Here is a 22,220-nt window from a genome sequence, read left to right as displayed (position 1 = left end):
TTTACTTGGCAGGGCGGGTGGCATGTCCGCCGAACTGGTGGCGGAGGGCGGAAACCATCTTCATGGCCGGGGAGCTGTCCTCGCGGGACTCGAAACGTGCGAACAGCGCGGCCGTGATAGCTGGAGCCGGAATGGCGTTGGCGATGGCTTCTTCAACAGTCCACCGTCCCTCGCCGGAGTCCTCCACGTAGTCGTCGATGTTTTGCAGACCCGGATCCTCATCAAGAGCCTTGACCGCGAGGTCCAGCAGCCAGGACCGGACCACCGTGCCTTTTTGCCAGGCGCGGAAGGTCCCCGGGAGGTCATTGATGATGTCCTTCGAGGCCAGCAACTGGTAGCCCTCGGCATAGGCCTGCATCAGGCCGTATTCGATGCCGTTATGCACCATCTTGGCGTAGTGCCCGGCACCGACGCCGCCCACATGGACGAAGCTGTCCGCCCGTTCACCTTCCGGACGCAGCGCATCGAAGACCGGAAGCGCGTATTCGATGTCCGCGGCATCGCCGCCGGCCATGAGGCCGTAACCGTTCTGCAGGCCCCACACACCTCCGGACACACCGCAGTCCACAAAGCGGATGCCCTTGGCGGCCAAGGCTTCGCCGTGCTTCTGGTCCTCAGTGAAACGTGAGTTCCCGCCGTCGATCACCAGGTCACCTTCGGCGAGCTTGTCGCCAAGTTCCGTGATGACCGCATCCGTGATGGCACCTGCGGGCACCATCACCCAGATCAGCCTGGGGACGGGGACTGCGGCGAGCAGCTCGTCCATGGAGGCAACATCGGTGACGTCCGGGTTGCGGTCGTAGCCCGTGACGTCGATCCCGCCTTTGCGGAGCCGCTCGCGCATGTTGAATCCCATTTTGCCAAGGCCAATCAGTCCAATGTGCATCAGGAACTCTTTTCTGCGCGGTGAATGGGTGTCAGTTTGGGTCCAAGAACAACAACTACCGTCCGGGCCCACGCCGCCAGGGTTCCCTGGCCGTTAAGCCCCATCGGCGAGGGGCCCTGCCTGAGCTTGCGAAGGGTGGGAGCCAATGGGGACTTGCGGGGCGAGGGCGGCGGTGGGGACTAGTTCGGCAGGCGGACCGGCATAACGAGATACCGGTAGTCGTCCTGGTCCTCGCCGTCCGCCTCTGCCTGTGCCGTGATCATGGCGGGCTTGGGCGCGGTGGTGAACGAGAACCGCACGTATTTCGTTTCGATGACGCTCAGGCCTTCCACCAGATAGTGCGGGTTGAACGCGACCGTGATGTCCTCACCGGAAAGCTGCGCTTCGAGTTCTTCGGAGGCCTGGGCATCCTCTCCGGTTCCGGCGTCCAGGTTCAGCTGTCCTTCGGTAAAGGCCAGGCGGACCGGGGTGTTGCGCTCGGCGACAAGCGAAACGCGGCGCACTGCCTCGACGAGTTCCTGGGTCTGTACCGTCGCGTGGATAGGTGTGCTGTCGGGGAACAGCGAGCGGATTTTAGGGTAGTCGCCGTCCACCAGCAGAGATGTGGTGGTGCGGCCGCCGCTTTCAAAACCGATGAGCCTGCTGTCATCGTCCGAAAGCGCCAGGTTGATGTCGCCGCTGTTACCGAGGGTCTTCGCTACTTCGTTGAGCGTTTTCGCTTTGACCAGGGCGCTCGTGGAGATGCCCGGAGTTGCGGGTTTCCACGGTACTTCACGCATGGCCAGCCGGTATCGGTCTGTTGCGAGGAGGGTGATGAGGTCGTCTTCGATCTCCATCCGCACCCCGGTGAGGATGGGGAGGGTGTCGTCCTTGCTTGCAGCAATGATCACCTGGGAAACCGCCTGGGCGAACGCATCTCCGGGGACCGTGCCGCTGATGGCCGGCAGGGCAGGAAGCGGCGGGTACTCAGCTTCGGGCATGGTGGCCAGGTGGAAGCTGCTTCGGCGGCACGTCAGGGTGACTTTGTTGCCATCGGTTTCCACGTCGACGGGGGCAGAAGGCAGGCTGCGGCAGATGTCTGCCAGCAGGCGGCCGGAGACCAGGATGGTTCCTTCGTCCCGGATGTCAGCCGCGATCTCAAGGCGCGCGGAGGTTTCGTAGTCAAAGCTTGAGAGGCTGACCGTGCCGGCTTCGGCTTTGAGGAGGAGGCCTGACAGGACTGGTACCGGCGGCCGCGGAGACAAGGACCGGGCTGTCCAGGTAACGGCTTCTGCCAGGACGTCCCGATCGACTCTGAACTTCACGGAAGGGTGCCGCCTTTCATTGCTGCCATCTGATTGCCGGGAGCCTCCGGAAGGAAGCCCCTGCCAAGGGGGGTGTGGCACCCGCCCCGGAGGTGCATGGTCCTTGCTGTACGGAACCGTGCTGGGACCCAGGGATGGGAGCGCTGCTGACAGCTTAGCCGGAAGATCTGCGATTAACCCATCCCCCGGGGCTGCTCCAAGGCGGCCTTTGGGCCGCCCGGTCCGTGTGGAGCATGGTGCGGATCGATCTTGTTGTTTGAGGGATTTCAATTTTTTGGGATTAGTAGTGTTAATAACTGCTGTGGAAACTGTGGATAACCCTGTTACAGCCCGGGATCCGGCGGTTAAGCCCTGTTCATGGACTGTGGGCAGTCCACGTTTTAAACAGGGTGTGGATGGGGACAAGATTTTTCGCGATTTTGCTGATCCACAGACGCCTTAAGGGTTTTAAGCCCATTAACCGCGGTTGTCCCCTTAAGTATCCACAGGCTTATCCACATGCACCTGTTAATAAGGTACGGGGCGGCGAATCAGGAGTCGCGCTGCTGCTGCTTGATGCGGTTGGTCAGCTCGGTGACCTGGTTGTAGATCACACGGCGCTCGGCCATTAGTTCGCGGATCTTCCGGTCGGCATGGATGACCGTGGTGTGATCGCGGCCGCCGAGTTCCTGACCAATCTTGGGCAGGGACATGTCCGTCAGCTCGCGGCAGAGGTACATGGCGATCTGCCGCGCGGTCACCAGCGTGCGCGTACGGGACTTGCTGCAGAGCTCGTCCATGCTGAGCTTGAAGTACTCGGCCGTCTGCTGCAGGATCTGCGCCGACGTGATTTCCTGCGCGCCGTCGTCCGTGATGAGGTCCTTCAGCACCATCTCGGCCAGGGCAACATCCACCGGTTGGCGGTTCAGGCTGGCAAAGGCCGTCACGCGGATCAGGGCGCCTTCAAGCTCGCGGATGTTGCTGGAGATCTTGGACGCGATGTACTCCAGCGCATCATCGGGAGCAGACAGTCCTTCGCTCAGGGCCTTCTTGCGGAGGATGGCGATGCGGGTTTCGAGTTCCGGCGGCTGGATATCGGTGAGGAGGCCCCACTCGAACCGCGACTTCATCCGGTCCTCGAAACCGGCCAGCAGCTTGGGGGGCTGGTCCGAGGTGATGACCACTTGCTTATTGTTGTTGTGCAGGGAGTTGAACGTGTGGAAGAACTCCTCCAGCGTCCGGTCCTTGCCGGCCAGGAACTGGATGTCATCGATGAGCAGGACGTCCACATTGCGGTACGTGGTCTTGAAGCTGGCGCCTTCATCGTCGCGGATGGAGTTGATGAAGTCGTTGGTGAACTCTTCCGAGTTGACGTAGCGGACGCGGATGCCGCTGTAGAGCCGGCGGGCATAGTGGCCAATGGCGTGCAGGAGGTGCGTCTTGCCCAGGCCGGAATCACCGTAGATGAAAAGCGGGTTGTAGGCCTTCGCCGGCGCTTCGGCGACGGCGACGGCAGCTGCGTGCGCGAAGCGGTTGGATGAACCAATAACGAAGGTGTCGAAGACGTACTTGGGGTTCAGTCGGCCGAACTCATGGGAGGTGCTGGGCAGCATGGGCTGCGGCTTCTGCTCGATCGGCTGGTCACCCGGGAAGGAAGGCTCGGCGACGGGTTCCGGCTCGGCGTGAACCGGCACCAAATCAGTGTCTACGTCAATGGCGCAGCGGATGTCCTCGGAAAATACGCTGTGGAGCGCGTCGTCCAGTGCCTCCTTGACCTGCGTCTGGAGTACCTCACGGGTCAGCTCGTTGGGGACCGCCACCAGGAGTGTGGACCCGATCAGGCCTTGGGCCTGGGCCAGGATGACGAATCCACGCTGCCGCGGGGTGACCCGGTGGTCCTCTTCCAGCAGGCTGATGACCCGCCGCCAGGAACTGCCGACAGTATTGGCGTGGTTGGCTTCATCTACTGTCATCAACGGGTTCCCTCAAACTTGCTTATGCCTGCATTGCCTGCAGCCCCATGGCAGGAACCGTGTTGCCGGCCCCCCGGTAATCCACAGGTTATGCACAGCCCGTGGATAATCGGCTACTGAGCCACTCTAGGGGATGAAATGCCCAGAAGATAGCTGGGAAGTTGGTTGTGGATAATTACACCGTTGTGGTTCTGAAATCGGCCCTGTGAGCCACTTCATCCACAGGCCGGAAGGGCAGGTTAAGCACAGGTGTGGACACGGCTGCGGCGCCCGTCCGGTTTGACTGCGGCGCCTGATTTGCCCTAACGTTGTGAAGTCCTTTGTGTCCGCTTTTTGGCCCCATCTGATTCTCCCAGCCGCACAGCGTCTGGGCAGCCGGGGGAAGCGTGCATATACAAAACTTAGCGTCGGCCAGTTCTTCCCCATTCTGATCGGGTGGACGCACCTTTGATCCACTGGAGTAACTAACGTGAGCAAGCGGACTTTTCAGCCGAATAACCGCCGTCGAGCCAAGAAGCACGGCTTCCGCCTTCGTATGCGTACCCGTGCCGGCCGCGCCATCCTGGCAGCCCGCCGTGGCAAGGGCCGTACCGAGCTGTCGGCGTAAATAACTGACTTGTCGGCAGACATTTCTTTGCGAGTTTAAGGTGCTGGCCACCCGTAACCGATTGAGGACTGCCGCCGATTTTTCAACAACTGTACGTTCCGGTGTCCGCAATGGACGCCGGAACGTAGTGTTATATGCGGCAGCCATCGCTGCCGACGAGCCCAGCCGGATCGGGTTCATCGTTTCCAAGAGTGTCGGGAACGCTGTAGTCAGAAACCTCGTTAAGCGGAGACTGAGGGAAGCCGGTGCCGCCTCGCTGCGCGAGCACGGCACGGGCCTTGCCATTGTTGTCCGGGCGCTTCCTGCGTCCGCCTCCGCCAGCTGGGCCCAGTTGTCGTCGGACTACAACGCCGCATTGGATTTGACCGTAGCCCGGCTGGCCGCCCAAACCCGGGCAGCCGCCCCGGGGCCGGCCGGGACTACACAGGAAGGGACACCGCGTGCCTGACGCAAGCGCCGCCGTCGTCCGGTCCCTCCGTACTGCCGTTACGGCGGTGGGGCGTTTCCTCTGGAACCTGCCCCGGAACATCATCATTCTTTTCCTGAAGGCGTACCGCAAAGCCGTGTCGCCTCTGTACGGCCAGGTTTGCCGTTTCTTTCCCTCCTGCTCGGCCTACGCCCTCGAAGCTGTCACTGTGCACGGTGCCGTAAAGGGCAGCTGGCTTGCTGCGCGGCGCCTTGGCCGCTGCCACCCATGGAACGCCGGCGGTGTGGACCACGTCCCCGCCGGATCGCGGGAATGGCCCGCTGGCCGCACCCCCATAATTGTTGTGCTGAACAACCCGGACAAGTACCTGGCTGCTCGGACTGATAAAGAAGGCCGCAGTGCGGCCTGACGAATAGGGATAAGTATGGACTTCTTTGAAACAATCATGTTTCCGTTCAAGTGGCTTGTGTCCATCATCATGGTGGGCTTCCACGAGGGCCTGACCGCCATTGGGCTGCCGGAAGCGTCGGGCTGGACGTGGACACTGTCCATCATCGGCCTGGTGCTGGTGATCCGTGCTGCGCTGATTCCCGTATTCGTCAAGCAGATCAAGGCTCAGCGCGGGATGCAGCTGCTGCAGCCCGACCTGAAGAAGCTCCAGGACAAGTACAAGGGCAAGACCGACCAGCTGTCCCGCCAGGCCATGGCGCAAGAGCAGATGGCCATGTACAAGAAGCACGGTACCAACCCGTTCTCTGCCTGCCTGCCCATGCTGATCCAGATGCCGTTCTTCTTCGCGCTGTTCACAGTGCTGTCCGGCATCTCCACCGCCCGCGACAAGGGCGAGGGCATTGGCGCACTCAGCCACCAGCAGGTGGAGCAGTTCGATGAATCCACGATTTTTGGCGCGCCTCTCTCCGCAACCCTGCTTCACGGCACCCCTCCCGGGGGCAACGTCGTGGCCGTGTGGGTCCTCTCGATCATCATGATCCTGGCGATGACTGCATCGCAGTTCATCACCCAGAAGCAGATCATGGCCAAGAACATGTCCGAAGAGGCCATGGCCAGCCCGTTCATGCGCCAGCAGAAGATGATGCTGTACATCCTGCCGATCGTTTTCGGTGTCGGCGGCATCAACTTCCCCATCGGTGTCCTGATTTACTGGACCACTACCAACCTTTGGACCATGGGACAGCAGTTCTTCGTCATCCGCCGCATGCCGACGCCGGGATCCCCTGCCGCGAAGGCCCTCGCCGAGCGCCGGGCCGCCAAGGGGCTTCCGCCCCTCGCTGTCCTGACCGGCAGGAAGGACGACGCGGCGGATGCCGCGGCAGCCCCCGTTGAACCCAAGGTCCAGCGTGTCCAGCCCCAGCGCAAGAACAGGAAGAAGAAGTAATGTCAGCCGAGAGCACCGAACAGGCACTTCCCGAAGAGACCCTCGAGGACGCTGCAGCGAACGAAGGCGCCAAGGGATCCGCGGCAAGCCGTCTCGAAGAAGAAGGCGATGTCGCGGCCGACTATCTGGAAGAACTCCTGGATATCGCTGACATCGATGGTGATATTGACATCGAGGTCCGCAGCGGACGCACCTACATCTCGATTGTGGCGGAGGAAGAATCCGCGGCATTGGACGGCCTCGTTGGCGAGGACGGCGAAGTGCTGGAGGCCTTGCAGGAGCTGACGCGCCTTGCCGTGCTCTCAGCAACGGATAACCGTTCGCGCCTGGTCCTGGACATCAACGGCTACCGCCAGGAGCGTACCGGCCATCTCCAGAAGATTGCCGAAGAAGCGGTTGAAACCGTGAAGAAGACCGGTGGAACCGTAGCCTTGGAGCCCATGAGCGCTTACGAACGGAAGATCGTGCACGACGCCGTTGCGGACCTTGGCCTGGTCAGTGAGTCCGAGGGCGAGGGCGCTGGACGCCACATCGTTGTATCCGCAGACTAGGGAATTGTGGATCCGCTAATCATGGTTGACATCACGCCCGCTGAGCTGCTGGCCGCTGAAAAGATTTTTGGGGACCGGTTGGACCTCGCCAAGCGCTATGTCGGGCACCTGGCAACGTCCGGCACGGAGCGCGGGCTTATCGGCCCGCGCGAAATTCCCCGCCTCTGGAGCCGGCACGTACTGAATTGCGCGGTGATCGAAAGCGAGATCGCCCAGGGCAGCCACGTGGCGGACGTCGGAAGCGGCGCAGGCCTGCCCGGCCTGTGCTTGGCGATTGCCCGTCCGGACCTGGAGTTGACCCTGATCGAACCGCTGGAACGCAGGGTGATCTGGCTGCAGGAAGTGGTTGATGATCTGGGGCTCGACAATGTGACGGTGATGCGCACCCGGGCTGAACTGGCAGTGGGGCATGTAGATGCGGATGTCGTGACGGCCCGGGCGGTGTCCGCCTTGAGCAACCTGGCCGGACTGACCATTCCGTTGCTTGGCGGGCATGGCGAGGTAGTTGCGATCAAGGGCCGCAGCGCCGCTGAGGAAATCGAGAAGGCGGCCAAGGTCATTCGAAAATTGGGTGGCGTTGAAACCTCCGTGGTCACGGTTGGTGCGGAACTCCTTGAGGAGCCCACCACGGTGGTTCGCATCGTTGTAAACAAGTCCCAAAAGAAGGCCTAGGCAGGGCCCGGTTGGCCAGTGCCTACCGGGCAACCCGTTAGGCTAGAGAACGGCAGCATAATTGGCCGAACGAGAGTGAGTGTGCCCAGTGACCAGTAGCGAAGCCTCCGCACAACGGATACCCCCGTTCGTGTCTTTGGGGTCTGCACGTTCCGCCGCTGGTCCTTTTGGCATGTCCATTCGCGCGGGTATTCACCCAAATCCGGTTGAAGATGCCGCGCCTGCTGTTCCGGTTTCACGTGAAACAACCGCATCCGGTCGCGCCAACGTTATGGATTCCATGGATGACTCAAGCCCCATTGCACGCGACCTCGCCCACGAAACACGCCGCCGGGAACGCCTGATGGGCCGCCGCCTCCCGCGCCCGGAGAAGACCCGTATTTTCACTGTCTCCAACCAAAAGGGCGGTGTAGGCAAGACCACCACTACCGTCAACATTGCGGCGGCACTGGCGGCGGCCGGGCTGAATGTCCTTGTCATTGACATCGATCCTCAGGGAAACGCCTCGACTGCATTGGGCATTGAGCACCACGCTGACGTGGACAGCATCTATGATGTGCTGATCAATGACGTTCCCTTGGCGGATGTTGTGGCCCAGTGCCCGGACATTGCAAACCTGGTGTGCGCGCCAGCCACGATCCACCTGGCCGGCGCGGAAATCGAACTTGTGTCTCTGGTCGCCCGGGAACAGCGCCTCCGCCGTGCCATTGACGTCTACGCCAAAGAGCGGGAGAAGAACGGCGAGGAGCGACTGGACTATATCTTCATCGACTGCCCGCCGAGCCTTGGCCTTCTCACGGTCAACGCCTTCTGCGCCGCGGGTGAGGTACTTATCCCCATCCAGTGCGAGTACTACGCCCTGGAAGGCCTAAGCCAGCTCCTGAAGAATATCGAGATGATCCAGAAGCACCTCAATGCCGAACTGGAAGTCTCCACCATCCTGCTGACGATGTACGATGGCCGCACCAATCTGGCGGCGCAGGTTGCTGCCGAGGTGCGCCAGCACTTCCCGGAAAAGGTCCTTTCCGCAGTGGTGCCGCGTTCAGTGCGTATTTCCGAGGCGCCCAGCTACCAGCAGACCGTCATGACCTACGACCCTTCTTCCAGCGGCGCGCTGTCTTATCTGGAAGCCGCCGCCGAAATAGCTGAACGCTAGAATCTTGGAAACTGCAACGACCGGAGCTTGGCATGTCCTTGCTCTATCACTAAGGGGATTACTGCATGAGTGAGAAGCGACGGGGCCTGGGCCGCGGTCTTGGCGCGCTGATTCCAAGTTCCGCAGCCGGCAATGGTGCTGCGGCTCCTGTCACTGCATCGCGCCCAGTGGATCTCTTCTTTCCTGAAGGCCGGAAGAAGTCTGAACCGGCGATGTCCGGGGAGACCCAACCGGGTCCGGGGCCGAAGGCATCCGATACCGTGAATTCTTCATCGCAGGGCACTGCCAAGCCTGCTGCTGCCGTCGCTAAACCGAAGACTGCTGCAAAGGCGAAACCTGCAGCCACTGGCGATTCGAAGAATGCGGATTCGCAGAACCGGTTCACGCGGGGCGCCGATCGACCGGAAGCGGACGCCACACCTGCGGCTGAGGCTTCCGCGGCTGCTGTAGGGCCTGACGTCCCGGCGTCCCATGGGAAGGGTCTGAAGGCGAAGGACAGGGACGAACTTAGCGGTGCGGAAACTGGCGTCGAGCTCGTAGAAGTTCCCGGCGTGCACTTTGCTGAGATTCCGGTAACTGACATCCACCCGAACCGAAAGCAGCCGCGGTCGGTATTCGATGAAGACGACATGGCCGAGCTGGTGCACTCGGTCCGTGAAATCGGCGTCCTTCAGCCAATCGTGGTGCGAAAGTCAACTGAGAACGGTGGAGAACCGTTCGAGCTGGTCATGGGTGAGCGCCGTTGGCGTGCCGTGCAGGCTGCGGGTCTTGACACGATCCCCGCCATCGTCCGTGAAACCACCGATGATGACCTCCTGCGGGATGCCCTGCTGGAGAACCTCCACCGCAGCCAGCTCAACCCGCTGGAAGAGGCTGCGGCGTACCAGCAGCTGCTGGAAGACTTTGGCACTACCCATGAGCAGTTGGCCGACAGGATTGGCCGATCGCGTCCGCAGGTCTCCAACACCCTGCGCCTGCTGAAGCTGCCTCCCCTGGTTCAGCGGCGTGTGGCTGCTGGTGTGCTGTCTGCCGGCCACGCACGGGCGCTGCTCTCCCTGCCCGACGCGGCAGCCATGGAGAAGCTGGCCCAAAAGATCGTCGCAGAGGGTATGTCAGTGCGCGCTACTGAAGAGGCGGTGACGTTGCATCAGGACCCTGCCAAGCCGAGCAAGAACAATATACCCAGGCCCGGAGCCCGTCATGAGCGGCTGGACTACCTGGCATCCTCGCTGTCGGACCGACTCGATACCAACGTCAAGATTTCCCTGGGCGTCCGTAAGGGCAAGGTGAGCATCGAGTTTGCCAGCGTTGAGGACCTCAATCGCATTATGGATGTCCTCGCACCGGGATCCAGCAACTAGCTATCCGAAACCACTGTGTTTGCGCGCCCGAAAAGGGCCCGACCCCCTGGAGGTCGGGCCTTTTTCATTCTCCAATTGCAAATCTCCAGACAATGGCAGCGCTACTCACCGCACGTTGTAAAAGCGGATGCTTCCCGGCGAAAGCACCCAGCGTTCGTGCAGTATTGATTACTTCGCGCGCAGCGGACTTCGATGTCTTAGGTTTCACGTGAAACGCACGAAGCGCTGAAACGTGCCACACTGAGGTGTGCAAAGGCAACATCGGGCTCACGTTGGACTCAAAATGGGACCGGGAAAGGTCCCGTTAGGCCGGTAGTCACAGCGACCGTAACCATCCGCTGAAATGCTACCGGTGTGTTTCACGTGAAACGTTGCCGGGCAGGCGACATCCTTCCCCGGGCCCTGTCGGCCAGGCAGCCTTCCAAGAGATCCGGATACTGCCGCGCCACATTTGAGGAGCCAGCGTTTGCTTCGCACCGAGCCTTTTGGAGTCAGGCTCTGCGGTGTCACTAGGCGATGAATCGAAGCCCGCAAGCACAATTTTCCCTTACCTGCCGTTCCGACGTACGGCGTCCGAAACGTTGCCGTTGTCTTCTCTGTCCCTCACTTTGGGGAATGCTGCAGGATCGGGCCGGCTAAGCCCCATTAGGGAGCAGTGATAGTGCAGGCTGGAGATAGGCAACCGCATGGCGAAGTCCGTTCACGTGCGGGCCGAACAAGAATCAACCAGGGTGAAAGGCTGAATCAAGTGGCGGGGCTCCTCCGCCGCCTGCTAGCGGCCCGCGAATGGGCACCAGACTTGGGTGTTTCACGTGAAACACCGAAGTATTCCTGGCACTGGGCCTAGGACGGACGGCTTCGCAGAGATAGACGCCCCGGCATGCAATGCAGGCTTTTCTATAAGGCTGGTCTGGGGCGACCATACCGGCGACGTAATTCCACGCCCAGGGCCATGGATAGATCAGCGGCTAGTTCTGATACGCAAGGAAAGCCAACGCGCCTCGTGGGTATGGGCGAATGCGCTGTACTCTGAGGGCTTGGGAGGACGCTCCCTGCCTCACCGGTCGTATGGAGCCGGTGCGGTAAGGCGCGGGCGCAACCCGCGCCCCGCGAAGACGGCGGGAACGGTGGCGGCCATGCCAGTGAGACACACCTGAAGTGCGGGAGCTCGGAAGACTGCTCCCCGGCGCAGTTGACGTGATAGCGCGACTGGATGGTAAGCGGCCATCCGCGCTCCCGACTGAATGCTGTGAGCTGATGGAGGCCCTTCGCTCCCCTGCTCCTCAGCGAAGGCCCCGGAGGACGGCGTAGGCTAGCCCCAATGGCTCTGCAGGCCCAACCCAGACATGCCGTGCATGGGCCTTGGGGCCTCGAGCCGCGGCCGGCCCTGAACTGGCGTCCAACTTCTTAGCTTCCTGGCTGCCGCCCGCCTGATGGCGGAGTCTGGCTGCTAACCCGCCCCGAAACACTTGTACCTTACCGAATGCGTCCGGGCATAAAGTCCTAGACGGGGCAGGATATCCGGCACGTGCCCTTGTCGTCGTGCCGGGCGCCGCGCCATGCTCTGGACGGCGTTGAGATGCCAGCATGAGGGGGGCGGGGTTGCCGCAGCCGGGGGCCGCGGCCGCGACGCCAGGCATGGTACTCAGTGCCGTCATTGAATAGGTCCACTAGTTTTGACACTCCCAAATCCGACTCAGCCGACATCCACAGGGTCCATCGAAGCAGGGGATAGCGCTGTGGATAACTATGTGGATATTGTGGCACATCCTTCACCGCTAGCTAGGAAGGATGGGCCTGCCCAGACTGTACTTCGCTTCCTCGTCCAAGGTGCAAATGAGCCTGTGCGGTTTCACGTGAAACCTAACGCAGCCCCAGGGCCCCTGTCGACCTCCGGGTTTGCACGATGGACAGGGAAATCACCTGCTTCTGTTCTCCCTTCAGGTACAACTGGAGGTGTCCCGTGGCACGCTCATGGCTCCTCCCTCATGAGGGCCGACGCATGGACTGCGGAACTCCTCGTGGGACTCGGAGTCGGCGGCCCGGCTTTACACACGAATAGCGCCGACACCCTGTGGATAACGATGTGCATAAAGGGCGCCCGACCCTGTGGATAAATTGGGGAGAATGCTGCCGTTGGTCCCGTGCCCGGTCGGCCCGGGGGCCTACGCGGATCGCTGTGGAGAACAGAATGCGGTGGCGGAGCGTAGTCAACGGCCGGGCCCTGCTGTAGGGACGCATGGCTGTTAGCCGCGCGGCGCTTTCGGATAGAAGTCGCCATGACGAAGGAGGTCGTATGCATTCAAAGGACAATCCAGCCCTCGCCGGTCTATGGAAAGGTCTGCACCTTTGGAATGTCTGCGAAGCGCCTTCAGGCGGTCCTAATCGGTCCCCCGAGAGCGCTGGTGTGCCGTTGGCTAATGCAGCTGCTGTGATGTGGCTTCCCAGACCTTTGTATAGTGGGTCGGCGAGGCCAGCAGTATGGAGCGTTTTCCCGGGACGGCTCGAAGGCGCACTTGCTCTCCTTGGTACGGACGGCTGGGTCCTCCGTCCCACGCAACACTCCCTCGGTGGGTCCGGACCACACTCCTCACATCCTTTGGTACGACGGGACGCTGTCGCCCGGATGCGCCTCCGGCTGTTCCGTCCCTGTTGGAAAGGGTAGCAAGTGCGCAGTCTGTCCGGTCATGCCGGTCGAGATCCTTAGCGGCCGCATCGTCAGCTGCCCGGGAATGTGGTTTGTGAGTTCAAGCCCCCTCCAGCGCCTTTGACCGGCCAGGCGACTGCGTTCATCGAAATTGAAATCGTCCGCTTGGGTTATGCTGCGATGGCTGGTGGTTGTGATGGTTTCGGTGGCGTCGGTGGCAGAGCGGTCGATGCCAGGGGCGGTTTACAACCCTGTAGCGGACGGTGCGGCATGGTGCAGGCTCTTCGTGGTTTATTCCTCCCTGCAAACGCAGCATGGTTACCGTTGTGGAGACTGCCGTTGTACTCGCTTTCTTGGCAAGCCAGGGTGGACTCGGTTAGGGGCGCTGTTTCACGTGAAACGTGTGTGCGTGGGCCGTGCTGGCCCTCATGCTCTCGCGGCAAGGTGCGCCGACGACGCCAACCCCCGCACAGCGTTGCCGGCGGGAATGTTGGCGGGGAACGACCGGGCCCACGGGCAGTCCAAGGCTCACCCGGAGTGCCTGATCGTTTGGCGCCACGACCTTGGACCCGTGCGAGGAACGAAATCCGGACTCAAGACGGCTGACTCGCGTGCATCTTCTCCCGACCGGGCCTTCTCATGGTGCGCAGGGAGATGCTGCAGCGCGCACTCTTGTCTACATGGTCTCCGAGGGCGTCCGCTACTTTGTGAGCCGCTTCGGGACAGGCCTCCCACGTCCTAGCCCCCGTCACGGCCTACGCGAACGCAGTTGTCCTAACCGCCCCAGATCCAAGGGATGAGGGACGGATGCACAGTCATTGAAACCATGTTTCACGTGAAACCATGCCGTCGCTTATGCGCATCCGGCGCCTCGTTCAGGCAGCTGTTACGCGGCTACCTTCTCCAGCGACGCGCCAGCCCGAGCCGTACGCAGCGTTCCACGTGAAACATGCAGACCTTAGCCCCCAAACGTGTGAGGCCACCACCCACAGGGGTGATGGCCTCACACGGAATGATTCGAAAAGCGCGTCAGGACAGAACGTCCGCGAACTCCTTCTCAAAGAACTGCTTCGGCTTGGCGCCGATGACGGTGTTCTTCACTTCCCCACCTTCAAAAAGGTAAACGGCGGGAATGGAGGTAATCCCGTATTGGGCAGCGATGGACGGGTTGTCGTCTACGTTGACCTTGACGACGTCGACCTTTTCCGAGTACTCCACCGAGATCTCGTCCAGGATGGGACCCAGCTTGCGGCAGGGGCCGCACCATTCTGCCCAGAAGTCCACGATGACAGGCTTATCCGCCGCCAGGACATCAGTACCAAAACTTGCGTCAGTTACGTCTTTCGCGTTGCTCATATCCTTTGTCTTTCTCCTAAGGGTGTCTGGGAAGGCTCAGGCAGCAAGATCTGCCAGGTAGTGTTCGACGTCGATGGCTGCAACGCAACCGGAGCCGGATGCCGTGATGGCTTGACGGTAGGTGGGATCCACTACGTCGCCGGCAGCGAAGACGCCCGGGATGCTGGTCTTGGAGCTCCTCCCCTGAACGGCGATGGTTCCCTCGTCGGTGATCTCCAGGACATCCTTTACCAGGTCGGTCCGGGGATCGTTGCCGATAGCGACGAAAACGCCGGTGACGTCCAGGGTGGAGGTGGTGCCATCCACCAGGTTCTTCAGCGTCAGGCCGGCAACCTTGTCCTCGCCGAGAACATCTTCAACGGTGCTGTTCCAGATGAAATTAATCTTCTCGTGGGCCAGTGCGCGGTCAGCCATGATCTTGGAGGCCTTCAGGGTGTCCCGCCGGTGCACCACGGTGACAGACTTGGCGAACTTGGTGAGGAAAAGCGCCTCCTCCATGGCGGAGTCCCCGCCGCCAATAACGGCGATGTCCTGGTCCTTGAAAAAGAAACCATCGCAGGTTGCACACCAGCTCACGCCGTGGCCGGAAAGCCGCTTCTCATTCGGCAGGCCCAGCTCCCGGTACGCGGAGCCGGTGGAGAGGATCACGGCCTTGGCCTGGAAGGACTCCCCGGAAGCAATGGTCACGGTCTTGACCGGGCCGTTGAGATCGAGCTCTGTGACGTCCTCGAACTGGATTTCCGTCCCAAAGCGCACTGCTTGCTTTTCGAAGTTCTCCATGAGGTCCGGACCCATGATGCCTTCCGGAAAACCAGGGTAGTTCTCCACATCGGTGGTGTTCATGAGCTCACCCCCTGCGGTGACCGAACCTGCAAGCAGCAGCGGCTTCAGGTTGGCGCGGGCCGTGTAGACGGCTGCCGTGTAACCTGCCGGGCCCGAGCCGACAATGATGACATCACGTACTTCAGACGCGGTGTTTTCTGCAGTGGTCACTGACGGTGAACCTCTTCCTTATTCGACTCGCCTCCCTTTAGAGGCCGGCCACATGGCACAACTATTACCCCACCCTGATTATTCCGGGTGGATCCACAAGCACCCGTCCAGCCATGGGAGGGGTTGGACGGCTGCTCAGTCAATACCGGAAAACTACTGGACCTTGACCTCGGCCAGTCGCAGGCCGTAACCGTACCGGGTCTTGGGCGCCGCGAGCTTCGGCAGCGAATTGATGGACACAATCACATACTGGGCTTCGACGGGTTCAGCGAGCGGCATGTTCAGATCAGTGGAGGTGAAGCTGTTGGTGCCCACAGCCTTGGCACCGTCCAGGGAGGGGCGGTCGTTGGTGTAGACGGTGATGTTTCCGCCCGAGCCGCCCAGCTGGGTCAGCGTTATGGACGAAACCGTCGCCGGGTTCTTGAGCTTGACGACCAGCGGAACGCCGTTCGGTGCCAGGCCACCCCAGGCGTCCGTGGCGAATTCCATGTCTGACCAGTAGCTCGCATCGTTGCCGTCATAGGCCTTCACGAGGTCGCCGTCGAAATTCGCTGCGAATTCGAAGTCGCCCTGGCGGCTGATGGAATCAATGGCCGGCGGCACGGTGGGTGCGGCTGTGGTGGGCTCTTCGGTGGCGGTGGCACTGGGCGAGCCCTCCCCCGTGGTGGCCCCCGCAGAACCCGCCGGAGCCACGGCCCGCGGCTCGGGAGTGAACAACCCGCCAAGGTTGGTAAGGGCAAAGATGAGTCCGGTGATGAGGACTACGGCAAGCAGTCCCCCGACCAGCCAACGCATGGAGCGCGGTTCACGCTGGGGTTCGTCGTCCTCGTAGTCGCCCTGGTTCTCAAAGGCCGCGCGCGCAGCTGCTGCCGGAGCGGCAGCACGGGCCAGGATTCCTGGCCGGTTCCGCTCCTGCGGTTCATCGTCCGCGTCGCTGCGGATGCCCGCCTGGTCGAAATCGTCGCCGGACCACAGCGAAACCTTCGGTTTTCCTGCCTCACCGTCCCGCCCCCCGGACGAGGGAACTGACGAGGGGACATCCGTGCGTTCTACGGGACGGGTGTGTGCATCGGTCCGGCCACTCACCGACGCGGAAGCCGCAGCAGCACCGGCCGCAGCGCCTGCTCCGGCCGCCCCGGCAACACCGGCGGCACCTCCTGCGGCGGGCGCCGCCGTCGGACGCGCAGGAGGCTTGGGGGGAACGGGCGGCGACACGCGCGGCTGCGGAACCCGTGGCGGGCTCACCTGGCGCGGCTGGCCGCTTGAGTAGTCGATGTAGCCGGCGTCGACGTCTTCGTCATCGTCATACGGTTCCGGCTCGTGGGAGCGCGCCTGGCCGAAGATCTCGCTGCCAAGGGTGTCCGTGAAAAACGGTTCCACGTAGGGCGGATTGGCGGCAACCACCAGGTCCAGCAGGTCCGCGGCGGACGTGTGGTTGGTGATCAGGTAGGTGGCATCCTCTGTCACGCCAAGGTCCAGCACCTGGACCGAACCCGGCCGCTCTCCGGTGGCCACCTCGCGGGCGCTTTGGGCAACCTGCTCGGTGTTCTCCGGGCCTGCAACGAGGATGCTGACAGGCCGGTTCAGAACCTGATCCACACCGTCCAGCACCAGATCGTGGTCGTGCGAGGTCAATACGGTGGCCGTGACCTTGTAGCGGCCGCCCAGTACTGATCCGACATCGATCGGGTTGGACACGTGTTCCTCCTCATGCTGTCCGGGATTGCCGGCTTTCATTCGCGGGCTGGCCGGCGGCCGACTCGCGACTGCAACTACCCCTGTACCTTTCCGATCCTAGCCGATCGAGCCCGCCGCGCCTTGAAGAACCTGGGCCAGAACGCACGCCTGCGTCACTTTTTGCGCGGCCGCCGCGGCTTGAAATACGGGTTTTCGCCGGCCTTGCCCTGGAAGGTGCGCCGGCCCGGCAGCGGGATCTGCTCACGCAGCAGGCCGCCGCGGGCGGTGCCCGGTTGGTCCTCCGCCGGCAGGTAGGCGCCCTTGGACGGAACGTTCGTTCCGCCGTCGTCCGCGTTTCTGCGCCCCGAACGACGCGCCGGATCCGGTCCCGCCCGGAACGAAACGGCGTCGAACTCCCCGGAAATCCGGGGGATGAGTCCGGTGTCCACGGACGTAGTGGCACGCTCAGGCGTGTACCGCGAAGCGTCCGACGACGGCGTCCCCACCCCCGCGCCTGCGGGTTCCGGAACGTCGGCGGTACTGGAGTCCGGGTCGCCGGGATATGCCTCCCCCGGCTGCCGCTGGGGAGGCTGCCCGTCCTCATCGTCCGACCCGCCGCCGCGGCCAAACCGGCCCAAAAGCGGCTGGAGGAGATCCCGGAGTTCGCTGACCCGGAACAGCCTCAGCAGCAGCAGGTAGGCCACCAGCATGACGGGGCCCGCCACGATCACAGTGACCAGTGCGGTGACGCGGTCCCGCCAGGCGAAGCCGTCCGGGCTGTAACTTCCCAGGAGCCAGAGCGCACCGGCACCGGCGACGGCCGAGCCCAGCGCCGCGTAACCCATGCGGATATAGGAGCTGGCGATCCGCGGACCGTCCAGGTGCCCCAGAAGCCGCCGCAGGAAGTACGCGCTGATAACTACGGACAGGACGTTGCCCACCATGTACAGGACGGCGATGGCGTAAATGATCTGGTCCACCGGCAGGAACTGGATGGCAAACGCACCGGCAACGTACACCACGGCCAGCAAAAGCTGGATGTAGAACGGGGTGCGAGCGTCCTCGTTGGCGTAGAAGACACGGGACATCATGAAGTTGGCACTCATGAACGGCGTGCTGAGAGCCAGGATGGTGAGCGTCTGGGCCAGCATGACGCCGTCCTGGCGCAGGCCGCCCGAGAAAAACATGCCCAGGGGCCCGGCAAGCGCAAACAGTGCCAGCGCCCCGAAAACGGTGGCCACGGCCATGGTCCGCAGGCCGTGCGAGAGGGCGTCCCGAAGCTCATCCCGGTCACCGTCCTGAGAAGCGCGCGTCATCCGGTTGAACAGCACGGTGGCCAGCGAGAGCGCAATGATGGAGTGCGGCAGCAGGTACAGCTGGCTGGCTACTTCGAGTACAGCGTTGCCGGGCAGCATGGCGGCGGCCGGATCGCCCGCCTGCTGCAGCCGGAGGCGCGCGGCGCCGGGAATGGTGGCGATGCGCATGACATACAGGAACGCCAGCTGCCCGACGGCGGCAGTCAACAGCGTCCAGACGCTCAGGCGGGCTGCCTGGCCCAGGCCGACGCCGCGCCATCCGAAACGCGGACGCAGTCCCAGCCGGAGCCGGAAGACCGGGATCAGGAGGATTGCCGTCTGGGACACCACACCAATGGTGGAGAACCCCGCCACGAAGAGGGTCTGGGTGGGTCCCCAGCTGTCCAGGGTGTGGGGCGTGAGCTCGTTGGTGCCGAAGATCCAGATGAACATGCCCAGTCCGGCGATGGCCACCAGGTTGTTCAGGATAGGCGCCCACATCGCCGGGCCAAAAGCTCCGTTGGCGTTCAGGACCTGGGTGAGGAGGGCATACAGCCCATAGAAGAAGATCTGCGGCAGGCACCAGAAGGCGAATGTCACCGCGAGGGCCTTTTGCTGGCCCGAATAACCCTGCGTGGTCAGCTCGATCACCCATGGCGCCGCGAGGGTCACCACGGCCGTCAGTCCGAGGAGCAGCAGTACCGCAAGCGTCAGCAGGCGGCTGATGTAGTCTGCTCCCCTGTCCGGGGCCTTGCTTGCTTTGATGATCTGCGGCACCAGGACGGCGTTGAACACGCCGCCGGCCACCAGCAGGAAGATCAGGTTAGGCAAGTTGTTCGCGTTGATGAACGTGTCATTGACTGTGGAACCGAGGCCAAGGGCCGTGCCGAGCATCCAGGTCTTGCCAAAGCCCAGGAAACGGGACACCAGTGTGCCTGCGGCCATGATGGCACTGGAACGGGTTTCGCTGGCTGTGCCGGGCTGGGGCGCAGGCTGGGAGGCCGGACCGGAGTTGCCCGGGGAAGAGTTGGTAGCTGACATCGACTTCATCGTCTCACTCCCCCCGCGCATTTTTGTCCACTTGGAGTGCTGATAACGAGGTTTTGGGCCCTGCACGCGGACGAAATCTGCTGGCTAGAGGTGGCCGGGAAGGACTTCCCGGGCCAGGTCCGCGATGCGCCGCTCGTTGGGAAAGGACAGTTTCCGGGCCAGCTCGTGGATGGGCACCCAAGCCACGTCCACGGCTTCCTGGTCCGGATCGTTCTCGATGGTGAGTTCGCCGCCAGTAGCGCGGAGCAGGTAATGGTGGACGGTCTTGTGGACGCGGTGCCCGCTGACTGTGAACCAGTAATCGATGCTGCCCAGCGGGGCCAGGATGTCGCCCTCGATGCCGGTTTCCTCGGCAATTTCGCGCACCGCGGCCTGTTCGTTGGTTTCCTTGCCCTCAGGATGACCTTTCGGCAGGCACCACTCAAGCCGCCCTCCGCGGTTGAAGCGGGCGATAATCGCAACCCGCAGTACGGCGTCGGACGTATCAACCACCACGCCGCCGGCCGAAACCTCCTCCACCGTAGGCAGGGACGCCGGCGCCGAGTGCGCGGCAGGGGCAACATGCGCACCGATTGCCGACGGCAACGGTGCGTTTGTCCTCCTGCCTGGAGCGCTCGGTACTGGATGGGCCATGCAGTCCACTCTAACGACTGTTGCCCGTTCGTGATGACCGGAACATGACACCAACATGGACGGCATATGACGCCGATAGCCGGGACCCGGCGGATAAGACCGGATCTTCCGCACATTTTGGCCTGACGTCCGCCCGGTTTCTGACAAGCTTAAGAAACTATGGCGCACGCACATCACAAGATTGAATCCCACACCGTCGATTTCCAGGTGGACCCGGTGGTCCTGGAGCTCGGACAGCGCTTCGTGGACGCCGGGCACGAGTTGTCCCTGGTGGGCGGCCCCGTGCGTGACCTCTTCCTGGGCCGCACCTCTCCGGACCTGGACTTCACCACGGATGCGACGCCGGACCAGACCGTGGCGCTGATCAAGAAGTGGGCTGACAATTTCTGGGAGATCGGCCGCGCTTTCGGGACCATCGGCATGCGCAAAGCCGGCTTCCAGATCGAGATAACCACCTACCGCGCCGAGGCGTACGACCCCGATTCCCGCAAGCCCGTGGTGGCGTTCGGATCCTCGCTGACCGATGACCTGCTCCGCCGGGACTTCACCATTAACGCGATGGCGCTGAAGCTGCCGTCGCTGGAACTGGTGGACCCCTTTGGCGGTGTCCGGGACCTGCACGCTTCGGTCCTGGCCACCCCCGGCGCTCCGGAGGCCTCCTTCTCCGATGACCCGCTGCGCATGATGCGCGCCGCCCGGTTCGCCGCTCAACTGGGCGTTTCGGTGCACCCGGACGTCCGTTCCGCCATGGAACGCATGGCCGAACGGATCAACATCATCTCCGCCGAACGTGTCCGGGAGGAACTGGTCAAGCTGATCTGCGGCGCCCATCCCCGCGTGGGAGTGGACCTGCTGGTCGACACCGGCCTGGCAGACCACGTGCTGCCCGAAGTGTCGGCCCTCCGGCTGGAATCCGACGAGCATCACCGGCACAAGGACGTCTACCAGCACTCGCTGCAGGTCCTGGAACAGGCAGCGGAGCTGGAGACGGACCCGGATGGCCCCGTTCCGGGTCCCGATTTCGTGTTGCGTTTCGCAGCGTTAATGCACGACGTCGGCAAGCCGGCTACGCGCCGCTTCGAACCGGGCGGCGCGGTGAGTTTCCGGCACCACGACATGGTGGGCGCGAAACTGACCTCAAAGCGCATGAAAGCCCTGCGGTTCGACAAGGACACCACCAAGGCCGTGGCGCGCCTGGTGGAACTCCATATGCGTTTTTACGGATATGGCGACGCCGGCTGGAGCGATTCCGCCGTGCGCCGCTACGTCACCGACGCCGGACCGCTCCTGGAGCGGCTGCACCGGCTCACCCGGTCCGACGTCACCACCCGCAACCAGCGCAAGGCCGAACGCCTGGCGTTCGCGTACGACGACCTCGAGGCCCGGATCGCCGCGATCCGTGAGCAGGAATCGCTTGATGCGGTCCGACCCGACCTGGACGGCGCCCGCATCATGGCCCTCCTGGGTCTCAGGCCCGGCCCGGTGGTGGGGCGCGCCTACAAGTTCCTCCTGAACGAGCGGATGGAGCACGGCCCGCTGCCGCCCGAGGAGGCCGAGGCGAAGCTCCTGCGCTGGTGGGCAGAACAGCCTGAATCCGTACCTGCCGAAGCCCCGGCGGAAACGCCGCCGGCCGCCGTCGACCGTCCCCCGTCAGAGGAGTCCCAATGACCAGTTCCGCTTTTGCCCCCCGCCCGCAGCTGTGGATCCTGCGCCACGGCGAAACCGAATGGTCCAAAAGCGGGCAGTACACGGGGCTGACGGACCTGCCGCTGACCGTCGAAGGCGAGCAGCAGGCCGTCGAAGCACGCAAGCTGCTGGACACCGTCGATTTCGACCTGGTCCTCACCTCGCCGCTGCGCCGTGCCCGCCGCACCGCGGAACTGGCCGGATTCCCGGATGCCCGGCACGAACCCCTCGCCGTGGAATGGAACTACGGCGACTACGAAGGCATCAGTTCGGACCTTATCCGCAAGGACAACCCCGACTACCTGATCTGGACCGATGGGGTGCCCAACGGCGAGACGCTGGACGAGGTCGCGGCACGGGCGGACAAGATCATCGCGCGCGTCCTGGAATCCGGAATGGACAACGTCCTGATCGTGGCCCACGGGCATTTCTCCCGGATCCTGACCGCGCGCTGGCTCGAGTTGCCCGCGGTGGAAGGCCGCCATTTCATCCTGGGGACGGCGAAAATCTGCACGTTGGGCTGGGATAAGAGGACACCCGCCATCGTCCGGTGGGGCCTATAGCCCGGGTA

The 22,220-nt window shown here is 62.9% G+C and carries 18 protein-coding genes; 10 read left to right on the top strand and 8 right to left on the bottom strand.

Annotation, left to right across the window (positions count from 1 at the left end):
* Position 1 precedes the first annotated feature (1 nt).
* The 3 genes from gnd to dnaA all read right to left on the bottom strand — a co-directional run bounded on the left by gnd (position 2) and on the right by dnaA (position 4,142).
* Positions 2-886, bottom strand: coding sequence for a phosphogluconate dehydrogenase (NAD(+)-dependent, decarboxylating) (gene gnd, locus ACIQCN_RS06615; RefSeq protein ID WP_400607068.1), 885 nt, complete (start codon positions 884-886; stop codon positions 2-4).
* A gap of 179 nt (positions 887-1,065) precedes the next feature.
* Positions 1,066-2,190 carry a DNA polymerase III subunit beta gene (dnaN, locus tag ACIQCN_RS06610; RefSeq protein ID WP_400607070.1) on the bottom strand — a complete coding sequence of 375 codons (1,125 nt, stop codon included), beginning with the start codon at positions 2,188-2,190 and terminating at the stop codon, positions 1,066-1,068.
* Between the two features lie 530 nt (positions 2,191-2,720).
* Entirely contained in the window at positions 2,721-4,142 is a 1,422-nt protein-coding gene (gene dnaA / locus ACIQCN_RS06605) for a chromosomal replication initiator protein DnaA (protein WP_400610041.1), read from the bottom strand.
* A gap of 469 nt (positions 4,143-4,611) precedes the next feature.
* Between dnaA and rpmH the strand changes: the two genes are divergently transcribed.
* The 8 genes from rpmH (at position 4,612) to ACIQCN_RS06565 (ending at position 10,312) form a co-directional block, all read left to right on the top strand.
* A complete protein-coding gene (gene rpmH, locus ACIQCN_RS06600; RefSeq protein ID WP_003800212.1) occupies positions 4,612-4,749 on the top strand; it encodes a 50S ribosomal protein L34 in 138 nt (45 codons plus the stop codon).
* A 40-nt stretch (positions 4,750-4,789) separates the two neighbouring features.
* The gene (gene rnpA, locus ACIQCN_RS06595) at positions 4,790-5,197 is read left to right on the top strand and encodes a ribonuclease P protein component (protein ID WP_400610039.1); all 408 of its coding nucleotides are present in this window, start codon (positions 4,790-4,792) and stop codon (positions 5,195-5,197) included.
* Positions 5,190-5,585 carry a membrane protein insertion efficiency factor YidD gene (yidD, locus tag ACIQCN_RS06590; RefSeq protein ID WP_400607077.1) on the top strand — a complete coding sequence of 132 codons (396 nt, stop codon included), beginning with the start codon at positions 5,190-5,192 and terminating at the stop codon, positions 5,583-5,585. Before rnpA ends, yidD begins: the two co-directional genes overlap by 8 nt.
* Before the next feature lie 15 nt (positions 5,586-5,600).
* Entirely contained in the window at positions 5,601-6,572 is a 972-nt protein-coding gene (gene yidC / locus ACIQCN_RS06585; RefSeq protein WP_400607080.1) for a membrane protein insertase YidC, read from the top strand.
* Positions 6,572-7,123, top strand: coding sequence for a protein jag (locus ACIQCN_RS06580; RefSeq protein ID WP_400607082.1), 552 nt, complete (start codon positions 6,572-6,574; stop codon positions 7,121-7,123). The genes yidC and ACIQCN_RS06580 overlap by 1 nt, the downstream gene beginning before the upstream one ends.
* Before the next feature lie 21 nt (positions 7,124-7,144).
* The gene (rsmG, locus tag ACIQCN_RS06575; RefSeq protein WP_400610037.1) at positions 7,145-7,795 is read left to right on the top strand and encodes a 16S rRNA (guanine(527)-N(7))-methyltransferase RsmG; all 651 of its coding nucleotides are present in this window, start codon (positions 7,145-7,147) and stop codon (positions 7,793-7,795) included.
* Between the two features lie 88 nt (positions 7,796-7,883).
* Entirely contained in the window at positions 7,884-8,951 is a 1,068-nt protein-coding gene (locus ACIQCN_RS06570; RefSeq protein WP_400610035.1) for a ParA family protein, read from the top strand.
* A 65-nt stretch (positions 8,952-9,016) separates the two neighbouring features.
* Positions 9,017-10,312 (top strand): ParB/RepB/Spo0J family partition protein, encoded by a 1,296-nt coding sequence (locus ACIQCN_RS06565; protein ID WP_400610033.1) that lies wholly within the window; start codon positions 9,017-9,019, stop codon positions 10,310-10,312.
* 3,676 nt (positions 10,313-13,988) lie between these two features.
* Here ACIQCN_RS06565 and trxA read toward each other — a convergent pair.
* The 5 genes from trxA to ACIQCN_RS06540 form a co-directional block, all read right to left on the bottom strand.
* A complete protein-coding gene (trxA, locus tag ACIQCN_RS06560; protein WP_400607092.1) occupies positions 13,989-14,315 on the bottom strand; it encodes a thioredoxin in 327 nt (108 codons plus the stop codon).
* Positions 14,316-14,351: 36 nt separating this feature from the next.
* Positions 14,352-15,308, bottom strand: a complete 957-nt coding sequence (trxB, locus tag ACIQCN_RS06555; protein WP_400610031.1) for a thioredoxin-disulfide reductase — start codon at positions 15,306-15,308, stop codon at positions 14,352-14,354.
* A 153-nt stretch (positions 15,309-15,461) separates the two neighbouring features.
* A complete protein-coding gene (locus tag ACIQCN_RS06550; protein ID WP_400610029.1) occupies positions 15,462-17,006 on the bottom strand; it encodes a discoidin domain-containing protein in 1,545 nt (514 codons plus the stop codon).
* Positions 17,007-17,158: 152 nt separating this feature from the next.
* Positions 17,159-19,321, bottom strand: coding sequence for a murein biosynthesis integral membrane protein MurJ (murJ, locus tag ACIQCN_RS06545; protein ID WP_400607099.1), 2,163 nt, complete (start codon positions 19,319-19,321; stop codon positions 17,159-17,161).
* A 93-nt stretch (positions 19,322-19,414) separates the two neighbouring features.
* The gene (locus tag ACIQCN_RS06540) at positions 19,415-19,915 is read right to left on the bottom strand and encodes an NUDIX hydrolase (protein ID WP_400607438.1); all 501 of its coding nucleotides are present in this window, start codon (positions 19,913-19,915) and stop codon (positions 19,415-19,417) included.
* A 207-nt stretch (positions 19,916-20,122) separates the two neighbouring features.
* Here ACIQCN_RS06540 and ACIQCN_RS06535 point away from each other — a divergent pair, with 207 nt between their 5' ends.
* Positions 20,123-21,631 (top strand): CCA tRNA nucleotidyltransferase, encoded by a 1,509-nt coding sequence (locus ACIQCN_RS06535; protein ID WP_400607101.1) that lies wholly within the window; start codon positions 20,123-20,125, stop codon positions 21,629-21,631.
* Positions 21,628-22,212, top strand: coding sequence for a histidine phosphatase family protein (locus ACIQCN_RS06530; protein ID WP_400607104.1), 585 nt, complete (start codon positions 21,628-21,630; stop codon positions 22,210-22,212). The genes ACIQCN_RS06535 and ACIQCN_RS06530 overlap by 4 nt, the downstream gene beginning before the upstream one ends.
* The last annotated feature ends 8 nt before the right edge of the window (positions 22,213-22,220 follow it).

Source organism: Pseudarthrobacter sp. NPDC092424, from assembly GCF_044754925.1.
GTDB lineage: Bacteria > Actinomycetota > Actinomycetes > Actinomycetales > Micrococcaceae > Arthrobacter.
This window is presented reverse-complemented; position numbering and strand designations above follow the sequence as displayed.

What these genes read in the sequence shown, in the direction of transcription:
- gnd (WP_400607068.1), bottom strand. Translation starts at nt 886, where the DNA reads ATGCACATTGGACTGATTGGCCTTGGCAAAATGGGATTCAACATGCGC.
- dnaA (WP_400610041.1), bottom strand. Translation starts at nt 4,142, where the DNA reads ATGACAGTAGATGAAGCCAACCACGCCAATACTGTCGGCAGTTCCTGG.
- yidC (WP_400607080.1), top strand. Translation starts at nt 5,601, where the DNA reads ATGGACTTCTTTGAAACAATCATGTTTCCGTTCAAGTGGCTTGTGTCC.
- ACIQCN_RS06580 (WP_400607082.1), top strand. Translation starts at nt 6,572, where the DNA reads ATGTCAGCCGAGAGCACCGAACAGGCACTTCCCGAAGAGACCCTCGAG.
- rsmG (WP_400610037.1), top strand. Translation starts at nt 7,145, where the DNA reads ATGGTTGACATCACGCCCGCTGAGCTGCTGGCCGCTGAAAAGATTTTT.
- ACIQCN_RS06565 (WP_400610033.1), top strand. Translation starts at nt 9,017, where the DNA reads ATGAGTGAGAAGCGACGGGGCCTGGGCCGCGGTCTTGGCGCGCTGATT.
- trxA (WP_400607092.1), bottom strand. Translation starts at nt 14,315, where the DNA reads ATGAGCAACGCGAAAGACGTAACTGACGCAAGTTTTGGTACTGATGTC.
- murJ (WP_400607099.1), bottom strand. Translation starts at nt 19,321, where the DNA reads ATGTCAGCTACCAACTCTTCCCCGGGCAACTCCGGTCCGGCCTCCCAG.
- ACIQCN_RS06535 (WP_400607101.1), top strand. Translation starts at nt 20,123, where the DNA reads ATGGCGCACGCACATCACAAGATTGAATCCCACACCGTCGATTTCCAG.
- ACIQCN_RS06530 (WP_400607104.1), top strand. Translation starts at nt 21,628, where the DNA reads ATGACCAGTTCCGCTTTTGCCCCCCGCCCGCAGCTGTGGATCCTGCGC.